The following is a 12,356-nucleotide window of genomic DNA, read 5'->3' on the forward strand; positions in this document are numbered from 1 at the left end:
GGGAGAGGGCCTCCTCGTCACCCCCCGAGGTGAGCACGTTCTGGCCGCGCTTGCCCATGGCCGCGGTGGCGGGGGCGCGCCGGGCGGTCAGGGCCGCGTAGACGAGGCCGCCCGTGAGGCCGGAGAGGATGAAGGAGCAGTCCACCCCGCCGGTGAGGGAGAGCAGCGGGCCCTCGTAGAAGGGGGTCGTCACCGCGAGCAGGCCGACGCCCGCGCCGATGGCCCAGGAGACGGTGGCGGCCGGGTTCCAGCCGGCCCGGTACCAGTAGATGCCTCCCACCGAGCGGCGGTTGAAGACCTGCAGCGCGTCGGCGTCGTACGTGCCGCGGCAGCGCACGTACCCGATGAGGGTGATCACGGCCCAAGGGGTGCCGATCGCGGTCAGCAGCAGGACGAACGAGGTCATCGCGGACTGCACGTCCCACTCGAAGGAGCCGATGAAGACGAACGCGGTGGCGACGGCCGCGGCGACCAGGGTGGCCTTGGCGCGGGTGGCCTTCGGCACGATGGCGTCCAGGTCGAGGCCCATGGAGTACAGCATCAGGCCGGCGTTGCCCACCGAGCCGGCGGCGGCGGCCGCGAGCAGCGGGACCAGGTACCAGAAGGGGGCGGCGTCGACCAGCGGCCCGGCGTAGTCGGCCCCGGCCTTGGCGGCGAGCGCGGTGTACGTGCCGAACAGCTGCGGGACCAGCAGGCCGATCAGCAGGCCCAGACAGGTGGCCCAGTAGACCTTGCGCGAGCCGTACCTCGTGGGGGAGATGTAGCGGGTGTAGTCGCCGAGCAGGGTGATGAAGGCGACGGGCCCGCTGAGCCCGGCGGCGACGGCGGCGAGGATCCAGGTCGGCCAGAAGGAGCCGAGCAGGAGCTCGGTGCCCGGCGGCGCGGCGGTGGTGAAGTCGGGGGCGTAGGCGTAGAGGCCGACGGCCAGCAGGACCACCATGCCGAGGGACAGCACCTTGCTCATGCGCAGCAGGAGCTTGTAGCCGAAGACGGCGCCGACGACGGTGAACGCGGCCAGGACGCCGTACATCAGGGCCCGGGTGAGACCGGTGTCCGGCAGCCCGGCCAGCCGGGACAGGGTGCCCACCATCACGTCGCCGCCGATCCACAGGGTCAGCGCGGTGTAGCCGAGCGCGAGCAGCAGGCCGACGACGGAGCCGACGAGCCGGCCGCGGACGCCGAACTGGGCGCCGCTTGAGGTGGACAGGTTCGTGGCGGTGCGCAGGGACACCAGCGCCAGCGGCGCGGTGAAGGCGATCCCGACGAGGGTGCCGGTCACGATGGCGGTGACCGAGGGCCACAGGCCCAGTCCGAAGGACGGCGGAAGCCAGCCGAAGACGATCACACCGAGGCAGAGGTTGGAGCCGAGCAGGATCGATATCAGGTCACGGGGACCGCTCGTCCGTTCCTCCTCCGGAATCGTGTCGACTCCGCGCTGTTCGATGGGCATGGGGGGACTCCCTTGGCAGGGCGGCGGGACGGCGCAGCAATGGGTCTGCAATGTTTGAGCGACATTCAATGTGACCCAAGCCCACGTCTCAGGTCAATGATTCCCTGCAAGGAAATCAAGAGTTAGAGTGATGCTCTAACCCATCGACTCAAAAGGTGGTGGATCGGCGTGCGGCTGACCCCTACGGAGCGCGACCGGCTGCTGCTGCGCAGCGCCGCGGAACTGGCCCGGGCCCGGCGGGCCCGGGGCCTGCGGCTCAACGTCCCCGAGGCCACCGCGCTCATCGCGGACACGGTCTGCGAGGCGGCGCGGGACGGCAAGCGGCTGGCGGAGGCCATCGAGGAGGCCCGCGGCGTGCTCGGCCCGGACGACGTGCTGCCCGGCGTGGCCGACGTGGTCACCGAGGTCCACGTGGAGGCCGTCTTCGACGACGGTTCCCGCCTCGCGGTGGTCTCGGCCCCCATCCGGGGAGCCGCCTCGCTCGGCGACGACGCCCCCGGCGCGGTCGTACCGGGCCCCGGCGCCCCTCAGCCGGAGCCGGTCCTGCACCTGCGCGTGCGCAACACCGCCTCCGTGCCGGTGAGCGTCACCTCGCACTTCCACTTCTTCGAGGCGAACCCCCGCCTCGACTTCGACCGCGCCGCCGCCTACGGCATGCGGCTGTGCGTGCCGGCGGGCTCCTCCGTCCGGTTCGACCCCCACGGCGAGGGCGAGGTCGGCCTGGTCCCGATCGGTGGCGACCGCATCGCCGTCGGCTTCGCCGGGCTGGTCGACGGCCCGCTGGACGCCCCCGGCGCCAAGGAGGAGGCCCTGGCCCGCGCGGCCGCCTGCGGCTACCTCGGAGCCACCGCAGACCACCCGGAAGGTAACCCGGCATGAGCCGCCAGACCCCCCACAGCGACCACTGCGCGCCGGGCAGCCGGCACATCGACCCGCACGAGTACGCCTCCGTCTTCGGCCCCCGTGCCGGGGACCGGGTGCGCCTCGGCGACTCCGGGCTCACCGTCCGCGTCGAGTACGACGCCCAGAAGCCGGGCGACGAGTTCCTGGCCGGCTTCGGCAAGACCGCCCGCGACGGCCTGCACCTGAAGGCCGCCGCCGTCCGCGAGACCTGCGACGTCGTGATCAGCAACGTCCTGGTGATCGACGCCGTCCTCGGCATCAAGAAGGTCTCCATCGGCATCCGCGAGGGCCGCATCCACGCCATCGGCCGGGCCGGGAACCCGGACACCCTCGACGGCGTGGACGTCGTCGTCGGCACCGGCACGAGCATCGTCTCCGGCGAGGGCCTGATCGCCACCGCCGGCGCCGTGGACACCCACGTCCACCTGCTCTCCCCGCGGATCATGGAGGCCTCGCTGGCCGCCGGTGTCACCACCGTGATCGGCCAGGAGTTCGGCCCGGTCTGGGGCGTCGGCGTCAACTCGCCGTGGGCGCTGAAGCACGCCTTCAACGCCTTCGACGCCTGGCCCGTCAACATCGGCTTCCTGGCCCGCGGCTCCTCCTCGGACGCCGCCCCGCTGGTCGAGGCCCTCGCCGAGGGCGGCGCCTCCGGCTTCAAGGTCCACGAGGACATGGGCGCCCACACCCGCGCCCTCGACACCGCGCTGCGCGTGGCCGAGGAGCACGACGTCCAGGTCGCCCTCCACTCGGACGGCCTGAACGAGTGCCTCTCCGTCGAGGACACCCTGCGCGTCCTGGACGGCCGCACCATCCACGCCTTCCACATCGAGGGCTGCGGCGGCGGACACGTCCCCAACGTGCTCAAGATGGCGGGCGTGCCGAACGTCATCGGCTCCTCCACGAACCCGACGCTGCCCTTCGGCCGGGACGCCGTGGCCGAGCACTACGGCATGATCGTCTCCGTCCACGACCTCAAGCCGGACCTGCCCGGCGACGCCGCCATGGCCCGCGACCGCATCCGCGCCGGGACGATGGGCGCCGAGGACGTCCTGCACGACCTGGGCGCGATCGGCATCACCTCCTCCGACGCCCAGGGCATGGGCCGCGCCGGCGAGACGATCCGCCGCACCTTCGCCATGGCCGCCAAGATGAAGGGCGAGCTCGGCCCGCTGGCCGGCGACGGCGAGGGCGACGACAACGCCCGCGTGCTGCGCTACATGGCCAAGCTGACCATCAACCCGGCCATCGCCCACGGCCTGGCCCACGAGATCGGCTCCATCGAGGTCGGCAAGCTCGCCGACATCGTGCTCTGGCGCCCCCAGTTCTTCGGCGCCAAGCCGCAGCTCGTGCTGAAGTCCGGATTCCCGGCCTACGGGGTCACCGGCGACCCCAACGCCGCCACCGACACCTGCGAACCGCTCGTCCTCGGCCCGCAGTTCGGCTCCTACGGGGCCACCGCCGCCGACATCTCGGTCGCGTTCGTCTCCGCCGCGGCCGCCGCGCTGGGCTCCGACCAGATGCCCACGCGCCGCCGCCGGGTCGCCGTCCGCGGCACCCGGGGCATCGGCCCCGCGGACCTCCTCCTCAACTCCCGGGTGGGCGCGGTCGATGTGGACGCGCGCAGCGGGCTCGTCACCCTCGACGGTGACCCACTGCGCTCCGAAGCGGCCGATTCGGTCTCCCTCAACCGCCTGTACTTCCTGTAACCGCCCCGCCCGCAGTCAGCCCAGCCCGTAAGGACCCTTCCATGAGCAAGCCCGTCGCCGACGGATTCCGGATGCCCGCCGAGTGGACGCCCCACGAGCGGACCTGGATGGCCTGGCCCAGCCCCAACCCGACCTTCACCAACGAGCAGGAGCTCGCCGAGGCCCGCGAGGCCTGGGGAGCCGTGGCCCGCGCGGTGCGCGCCCACGAACCCGTGACCCTCGTCGTCTCGCCCGGCGACGCGGAGAGCGCCCGCGCGATCGTCGGCGATGACGTCGAGCTGGTCGAGCGGGAACTCGACGACGCCTGGATGCGCGACATCGGCCCGACCTTCGTCACCAACGACGCCGGTGAGCTGGCGGCCGTGGACTGGACCTTCAACGGCTGGGGCGCCCAGGAATGGGCCCGCTGGGAGCACGACTCCAAGATCGCCCGGCACGTCTCCGACCTGGCCGGCACCCGTACGTACAGCACCCCGCTCGTCAACGAGGGCGGCGCCATCCACGTGGACGGCGAGGGCACCGTGCTGCTCACCGACACCGTGCAGCTGGGCCAGGGCCGCAACCCCGGCTGGACCCGCGAGCAGGTCGAGCAGGAGGTCCACGCCCACCTCGGCACCACGAAGGCGATCTGGCTGCCGTACGGCCTGGCCGGCGACTACGGCACCTACGGCACCCAGGGCCACGTGGACATCGTCGCCGCCTTCGCCCGCCCCGGCGTGGTGATGGTCCACACCCAGCCCGACCCGGCCCACCCCGACCACGAGCGCTGCAAGACCATCGCCGCGATCCTGCGCGCGTCCACCGACGCCCGGGGCCGGCAGCTGGAGGTCGTGGAGATCCCCGCGCCGACCGTGCTGGAGGAGGACGGCGAATGGGTCGACTACTCGTACATCAACCACTACCTCTGCAACGGCGGCGTGGTGCTGTGCTCCTTCGACGACCCGCGCGACGAGGAGGCCGCCGAGATCTTCCGCGGGCTGTTCCCCGAGCGCACCGTGACCCTCGTTGACGCACGTACGATTTTCGCCGGGGGTGGCGGTATCCACTGCATCACCCAGCAGCAGCCGAAGGTCTGACCTGCGGCACGACGTTCTTCGAGGAGTGGCCCATGGCGGCGGGTGGAGTACGCGCGGCGCGGAAGAACGCGCCGCCGCGCGAGGACGTACTCGTCGCCGCCATGGCCACGATCGCCGAGCGCGGCCTGGAGGGGCTGACCATGGCCGGCCTGGGCCGCCAGGTCGGCATGAGCAGCGGCCACCTCCTCTACTACTTCCGCAGCAAGGACGAGCTCCTGCTGCAGACGCTGGAGTGGAGCGAGGCCGCCCTCGGCACCGAGCGCCGGGCGCTGCTCTCGCGCCGCGGTCCGGTGCGCGAGCGGCTCCGGGCGTACGTCGACCTGTACGTGCCCGAAGGCGCCCGCGATCCGCACTGGACCCTGTGGCTGGAGGTCTGGAACCGCTCGCAGAACGCCGGCCCGGGCGAACGCGACCGGCAGGCCGCCATCGAGGGCGCCTGGCACCGCGACCTGGTGGCCCTGCTCGCCGAGGGCATCTCGCGCGGGGAGTTCCGGCCCGTGGACCCCGACCGTTTCGGGGCCCGGCTGCGCGCCCTGCTCGACGGGTTCAGCATCCAGGTCGCCGTGGGCCTGCCCGGGATAGGGCGGGACGACATCCTGGCCCACGTCTCGGAGTTCCTCGACGAGGCTCTCGTATCGTGAGACGGGTCGCGTTCGCGGTGAGACGGTGTGCCACACTGCGAACGTGCTTGCTCAGCTCATGATTATCGACAGCAGCGCGCCGGTCCGCAGCGACCGCTGACCCGTGGAAGAACTCCGCGGCGGCGGCCACCGTGTCCCAGAACCGCGCGCAGACCTCTCGCACCCGCGAGAGGTTTTTTCGTTTCCCGGCTCCCATCCTGCCGGGACCGGACAGCGCGCGATGATGGGGGCAGTGGAACCCGGGTATCCGGAACCACTCATCCGACAGGAGTCAGATCAACATGACGACGACCGAGGCGACAGTGCCGGCACAGGTCCCGACCGACGACACCGACAGCTTCCACGTCTTCGACACCACCCTGCGAGACGGCGCCCAGCGTGAGGGCATCAACCTCACCGTCGCCGACAAGCTGACGATCGCCCGGCACCTGGACGACTTCGGAGTGGGCTTCATCGAGGGCGGCTGGCCCGGCGCCAACCCCCGCGACACCGAGTTCTTCGCCCGCGCCCGCGCCGAGATCGACTTCAAGCACGCCCAGCTGGTCGCCTTCGGCGCGACCCGGCGGCCGGGCGGCTCGGCCGCCGAGGACCCGCAGGTGCGGGCCCTGCTGGAGTCGGGCGCGCCCGTGATCACCCTGGTCGCCAAGTCCCACGACCGGCACGTCGAGCTCGCGCTGCGCACCACGCTGGACGAAAACCTGGAGATGGTCCGCGACACGGTCTCCCACCTGGTCGCCCAGGGCCGCCGGGTCTTCGTCGACTGCGAGCACTTCTTCGACGGTTACCGGGCCAACGCCGAGTACGCGAAGGCGGTCGTCCGCACCGCCCACGAGGCCGGGGCCGACGTGGTCATCCTCTGCGACACCAACGGCGGCATGCTGCCCGCGCAGGTCACCGCGGTGGTCGCGACCGTGCTCGCCGACACCGGAGCCCGGCTCGGCATCCACGCCCAGGACGACACCGGCTGCGCGGTCGCCAACACCCTGGCCGCCGTCGACGCGGGCGCCACGCACGTCCAGTGCACCGCGAACGGCTACGGCGAACGCGTCGGCAACGCCAACCTCTTCCCTGTCGTCGCCGCGCTGGAGATCAAGTACGGGCGCAAGGTGCTGCCGGAGGGCGCCCTCGCCGAGATGACCCGCATCTCGCACGCCATCGCCGAGGTCGTGAACCTGACCCCCTCCACCCACCAGCCGTACGTCGGCGTCTCCGCCTTCGCGCACAAGGCGGGCCTGCACGCCTCGGCCATCAAGGTCGACCCGGACCTCTACCAGCACATCGACCCCGAGCGGGTCGGCAACACCATGCGGATGCTGGTCTCCGACATGGCCGGACGCGCCTCCATCGAGCTCAAGGGCAAGGAGCTCGGCGTCGACCTCGGCGGCGACCGCGCGCTGATCTCTCGGGTGGTCGAGCGGGTCAAGGAGCGCGAGCTCCAGGGCTACACGTACGAGGCCGCCGACGCCTCCTTCGAGCTGCTGCTGCGCGCCGAGGTGGAGGGCCGGGCCCGCAGGTACTTCCGCACGGAGTCCTGGCGGGCCATCGTCGAGGACCGCCCCGACGGCACCCACGCCAACGAGGCCACGGTCAAGCTGTGGGCCAAGGGCGAGCGGATCGTCGCCACGGCGGAGGGCAACGGCCCGGTCAACGCCCTGGACCGGGCGCTGCGGGTCGCCCTGGAGCGCTTCTACCCGCAGCTGGCCAAGTTCGAGCTGGTCGACTACAAGGTCCGCATCCTGGAGGGCAAGCACGGCACCGAGTCCACCACCCGCGTGCTGATCTCCACGACGGACGGCACCCACGAGTGGTCGACGGTGGGCGTCGCCCCGAACGTGATCGCGGCCTCCTGGCAGGCCCTGGAGGACGCCTTCACCTACGGGCTCCTGCGCGCGGGCGTGGAACCGGCCGAGTAGTCCCCGGCCCGCGGGGGAGACCCGCAGCCCGGGACCACCGCTGCGGAGGGGTGGGCTTATGTCCGGCTCACACGGGAAAGTCCGGCTTCCGGTAGCGTCGGGAGCATGAGGACCAGGCTGATGTCCGTACTCTCCGCCCTGCTGCCGGCCTTGTGCGCGACGGCTCTCGTCTTCGCGCCGCAGGCCTCCGCCGCCACCGGGCCCGCAGCCGCCACCGGGCCCGCCGCCGTGGCCGCGGCCCTCAAGAAGGGGCCGGTCTACGTCGACCCGCGGGCCGAGGCGCAGCTGTCGAAGGGCCAGGCCGACGCGCTGGAGAAGAAGATCAGGGACGCCGGGAAGCCGGTCTTCGTCGCCGTGCTGCCCGCCACCCAGGAGTTCCCCGCCGCCGGCGTGCTGCGCACGGTCCGGGCCGAGACGGGGATCACCGGGCTCTACGCGATCCGGCTCGGCGACGGCTTCAACGCCGGCGCCGACCGCGCGGTCATGCCCTCCAACGCCGTCCGCAACCTGACCGACGCCGTGAAGGCCGGCGGCCCGGTGGACGCGAACACGCAGCTGAACAACTTCGTCGACCAGGCCCTGGCGCAGGTCGGGGGCGCAGCCCCGGCCTCCTGGGGCGGCAGCGCCGACAGCGGCGCCCCGGTCGGCGGGCTGATCACCCTCGGGGCCGTGGCGCTGGTGGGCGGCGGCGGCGCGTACGCCCTGGTGCGCCGGGGCCGCAGGAGGAAGGAAGCGGAGGAGCGCGAGGCCATCGAGAAGCTGCGCGTGGTGGTCGACGAGGACATCACGGCCTTCGGCGAGGAGCTCGACCGGCTGGACTTCCATCCCGGTGAGCCGGGCGCCGACGACGCCATGCGGGCCGACTACGCGCAGGGCCTCGACGCCTACGAGCGGGCCAAGTCCGTCATGGCCTCCGTCCAGCACCCCCAGGAGGTCAGGGGAGTGACCCAGGCCCTGGAGGACGGCCGGTTCGCCCTCGCCTGCCTGGACGCCCGCCGACAGGGCCGGCCGCTGCCCGAGCGCCGCTCGCCCTGCTTCTTCGACCCGCGCCACGGGCCGAGCACCGAGGACGTGGAGTGGGCGCCGGCCGGCGGTGCGGCGCGTACCGTCCCGGTGTGCGCGGCGGACGCGGTCCGGCTGCGCGAGGGGCAGGACCCCATGGTGCGCACGGTCGACACCGAGTACGGGCCGCGCCCGTACTACGACGCCGGCCCGGCGTACGGCCCCTGGGCCGGCGGCTATTTCGGCGGCGGCATCCTGCCCGGCCTGCTGGTGGGCACGCTGCTCGGCTCGATGATGACGTCCGGCCCCGCGTACGCCTCCGACCTGGGCGCGGGCTACGAGGGCGGGGACTTCTCCGGCGCCGACTTCAACCCCTCCGACTTCGGGGGCGGCGACTTCGGCGGCGGTGGGGGCTTCGACGGGGGAGGCGGCTTCGACGGCGGGGGCGGCTTCTGAGCGCCGCCCCCGGTCCGGCTGCCGCCCGGGCCGGTCAGGATCCGTCAGGATCCGGCGGGACCCGTCAGGCGGCGTGGCGGCTCAGGCCTGCTTGACGGCCGAGATGTCGAAGGTCAGCTTCACCTTGTCGCTGACCATGACGCCACCGGCCTCCAGCGCGGCGTTCCAGGTCAGGCCCCAGTCGGAGCGCAGGATCTCGGCGGAGCCCTCGAAGCCGACGCGCTCGCTGCCGTAGACGTCGGTGGCCGAGCCGTTGAACTCCAGGTCGATGGAGAGCGGGCGGGTAACGTCCTTGATGGTCAGTTCGCCGGTGATCCGGTACGTGTCGCCGCCGATCCGGGCCGCCTCGGTCGAGCGGAAGGTCATCAGGGGGAAGGCCTCGGCGTCGAAGAAGTCACCGCTGCGCAGGTGGGCGTCGCGGTCGGCGATGCCCGTGTCGACGGAGGCGATCTGGACGTCGATGGAGGCGGTGGACCGGGAGGGGTCCGCGCCGTCCAGGCGGAGGGCTCCCTCGTAGGCGCCGAAGCTGCCGCGGACGTTGGTGACCATCGCGTGGCGGACGGTGAAGCCGATGCTGCTGTGGGCGGCGTCGATGGTGTAGTCGCCGGTGAGGGCGGCGAGCGCCGGGTCCACCTCCAGCGTGGCGACGGCGGTCGTGGTGTTCTCCTGGCTGCGGCGGGTGAAGAGACCCATGGCTTCCTCCTCGGGAGCGTGGTGTGCCGGGACGGCAGTTCGTTGAATGTTCAACGAGAACGACACTAGACCCATTCCGTTTAATTTTCAACATCTGGACAGGGTGTCAGCGAGTTTTATGGGACCTCCACAAAGGACCGGGGTCCCGCCTGGTGGTGTTCGCGCATCACCCTGCGGTTCTGTCCGGGCCGAACAGCGGAACACACCCGAGACTGTGCGGAACCAACGGAGGTTTTTGACCCGGCGCTTCGTAAGGTCGGTACATGACCGTTGTGGACCAGACTCCGAGCGAGCCGGCGGACGCCCGCGGGCGCGTGGCCGAACTGCACTCCCTGCGCGAGCAGGCGCGGCGCGGCCCCAGTGACCGGGCGACCGAGGCCCAGCACGCCAAGGGCAAGCTGACCGCACGCGAGCGCATCGCGCTGCTGCTCGACGAGGGTTCCTTCAAGGAGGTCGAGCAGCTGCGCCGGCACCGGGCGAGCGGCTTCGGCCTGGAGGGCAGGAAGCCCTACACCGACGGTGTGATCACCGGCTGGGGCACGGTCGAGGGCCGCACGGTCTTCGTCTACGCCCACGACTTCCGCATCTTCGGCGGCGCACTCGGCGAGGCCCACGCCACCAAGATCCACAAGATCATGGACATGGCCATCGCCGCCGGTGCCCCGCTGGTCTCCCTGAACGACGGCGCGGGCGCCCGCATCCAGGAGGGCGTTTCGGCGCTCGCCGGGTACGGCGGCATCTTCCAGCGCAACACCAGGGCCTCGGGCGTCATCCCGCAGATCTCGGTGATGCTGGGCCCGTGCGCCGGCGGCGCCGCGTACTCCCCGGCCCTCACGGACTTCGTCTTCATGGTCCGCGAGACCTCGCAGATGTTCATCACCGGCCCCGACGTCGTCCGCGCCGTCACCGGTGAGGAGATCTCCCAGAACGGCCTCGGCGGCGCCGACGTGCACGCCGAGACCTCCGGCGTCGCGCACTTCGCGTACGACGACGAGGAGACCTGCATCTCCGAGGTCCGCTACCTCATCACGATGCTGCCCTCCAACAACCGGGAGAACCCGCCGGTCCACCAGACCTCCGACCCCGCCGACCGGCGCTCGGACGTCCTGCTGGACCTGGTCCCGGCCGACGGCAACCGCCCGTACGACATGCACAAGGTCATCGAGGAGCTCGTCGACGACGGCGACGTCCTGGAGATCCACGAGCGCTGGGCCCGCAACATCATCTGTGCGCTCGCCCGCCTCGACGGCCAGGTCGTCGGCATCGTCGCCAACCAGCCGCAGACGCTGGCCGGCGTCCTCGACATCGAGGCCTCCGAGAAGGCCGCGCGCTTCGTCCAGATGTGCGACGCCTTCAACATCCCGATCATCACGCTGCTGGACGTCCCCGGCTTCCTGCCCGGTGTCGACCAGGAGCACGGCGGCATCATCCGCCACGGCGCGAAGCTGCTGTACGCGTACTGCAACGCCACCGTCCCGCGCATCTCGCTGATCCTGCGCAAGGCCTACGGCGGCGCGTACATCGTCATGGACTCCCAGTCCATCGGCGCCGACCTCACCTACGCCTGGCCGACGAACGAGATCGCGGTCATGGGCGCCGAGGGCGCGGCCAACGTCATCTTCCGCAAGCAGATCGCGGAGGCCGAGGACCCGGAGGCCATGCGGGCGCGCATGGTCAAGGAGTACAAGGCCGAGCTGATGCACCCGTACTACGCGGCCGAGCGCGGCCTCGTCGACGACGTCATCGACCCCGCCGAGACCCGCGAGACGCTCATCAGCGCCCTCGCGATGCTCCGGAGCAAGCACGCCGACCTGCCGTCCCGCAAGCACGGCAACCCGCCGCAGTAAGAAGCGAAGGAGAGCTGCCACCCATGTCGAAGACCGACGCCCTGCTGCGCGTGGAAAAGGGCGATGCCCGGCCCGAGGAGCTCGCCGCGATCACCGCGATCCTGCTGGCCCGCGCCGCCTCCACCCCCGAGGACCGCCCGGTGCACCGCATCGGCTCCCAGGCCCGCTGGCGCCGCCTGGAGCGCACTCCGGGCTTCCGCGCCCCGCACAGCTGGCAGGGCTGACCCCCTCCCGCACTCCGGGCTTCCGCGCCCCGCACAGCTGGCAGGGCTGACCCCCTCCCGCACCCCGCTCAAACCGATGGCCGCTCAGCCGAGCCGGACCTCGACGCCCCCCCCCGGGCGCCGAGTCCCGGTCCGGGGAGCGGCCATCGGCCGTTTCGGGCGCCGCGGCGGGAGCCCTCGGGGCCGCACCGCGAGGACGCCGTACCGGTGGGCCGCATCCCGGCCGGGACGACGGCCACCACGGTGCACCCCGCTCCACGGGAAAGACGGAACGCCGGGAACCCGTGTCGGGTTCCCGGCGTTCCGGGTGGTGCGTGGACGGCCCCTACCGCAGGCGGGCCATCAGAGCGTGCTCGACGAGTGTGATGAGGGCGCTCTTGGCGTCGGCGCGGTGGCGGGCGTCGGTGGTGATGATGGGGGCGTCGGGGCCGATCTGGAGGGCTTC

General features: G+C 72.1%; 10 protein-coding genes and 1 pseudogene. 8 read left to right on the top strand and 3 right to left on the bottom strand.

Annotated elements, in window-relative coordinates:
• Positions 1-1,450, bottom strand: a 1,450-nt coding sequence (locus ABZ128_RS34880; protein ID WP_356853841.1) for a cytosine permease, incomplete at its 3' end; no start/stop codon positions are given.
• A 168-nt stretch (positions 1,451-1,618) separates the two neighbouring features.
• Between ABZ128_RS34880 and ureA the strand changes: the two genes are divergently transcribed.
• The 6 genes from ureA to ABZ128_RS34910 all read left to right on the top strand — a co-directional run bounded on the left by ureA (position 1,619) and on the right by ABZ128_RS34910 (position 9,147).
• Positions 1,619-2,329 carry an urease subunit gamma gene (gene ureA / locus ABZ128_RS34885; protein ID WP_356853843.1) on the top strand — a complete coding sequence of 237 codons (711 nt, stop codon included), beginning with the start codon at positions 1,619-1,621 and terminating at the stop codon, positions 2,327-2,329.
• Entirely contained in the window at positions 2,326-4,059 is a 1,734-nt protein-coding gene (locus tag ABZ128_RS34890; RefSeq protein WP_356853844.1) for an urease subunit alpha, read from the top strand. The genes ureA and ABZ128_RS34890 overlap by 4 nt, the downstream gene beginning before the upstream one ends.
• 41 nt (positions 4,060-4,100) lie before the next feature.
• Positions 4,101-5,135, top strand: coding sequence for an agmatine deiminase family protein (locus tag ABZ128_RS34895; RefSeq protein WP_356853846.1), 1,035 nt, complete (start codon positions 4,101-4,103; stop codon positions 5,133-5,135).
• A 32-nt stretch (positions 5,136-5,167) separates the two neighbouring features.
• Entirely contained in the window at positions 5,168-5,776 is a 609-nt protein-coding gene (locus ABZ128_RS34900) for a TetR/AcrR family transcriptional regulator (RefSeq protein ID WP_356853848.1), read from the top strand.
• Between the two features lie 281 nt (positions 5,777-6,057).
• Complete coding sequence (gene cimA / locus ABZ128_RS34905; protein ID WP_356853850.1) at positions 6,058-7,689, top strand: citramalate synthase; 1,632 nt, start codon at positions 6,058-6,060, stop codon at positions 7,687-7,689.
• A gap of 105 nt (positions 7,690-7,794) precedes the next feature.
• Positions 7,795-9,147, top strand: a complete 1,353-nt coding sequence (locus ABZ128_RS34910; RefSeq protein ID WP_356853852.1) for a hypothetical protein — start codon at positions 7,795-7,797, stop codon at positions 9,145-9,147.
• 81 nt (positions 9,148-9,228) lie between these two features.
• On the opposite strand, the gene ABZ128_RS34915 is transcribed toward ABZ128_RS34910, so the two are convergent.
• On the bottom strand, positions 9,229-9,840 hold the full coding sequence (locus ABZ128_RS34915) for a YceI family protein (RefSeq protein WP_356853854.1): 612 nt from the start codon (positions 9,838-9,840) through the stop codon (positions 9,229-9,231).
• A 263-nt stretch (positions 9,841-10,103) separates the two neighbouring features.
• Here ABZ128_RS34915 and ABZ128_RS34920 point away from each other — a divergent pair, with 263 nt between their 5' ends.
• A complete protein-coding gene (locus ABZ128_RS34920; protein WP_356853855.1) occupies positions 10,104-11,687 on the top strand; it encodes an acyl-CoA carboxylase subunit beta in 1,584 nt (527 codons plus the stop codon).
• Positions 11,688-11,710: 23 nt separating this feature from the next.
• A complete protein-coding gene (locus ABZ128_RS34925; protein ID WP_356853857.1) occupies positions 11,711-11,911 on the top strand; it encodes an acyl-CoA carboxylase subunit epsilon in 201 nt (66 codons plus the stop codon).
• A gap of 325 nt (positions 11,912-12,236) precedes the next feature.
• Here ABZ128_RS34925 and ABZ128_RS34930 read toward each other — a convergent pair.
• Positions 12,237-12,356, bottom strand: a pseudogene (locus ABZ128_RS34930) (ATP-binding protein); the annotation flags it as partial.

Source organism: Streptomyces sp. NPDC006326 (genome assembly GCF_040612915.1).
Taxonomy (GTDB): Bacteria; Actinomycetota; Actinomycetes; order Streptomycetales; family Streptomycetaceae; genus Streptomyces.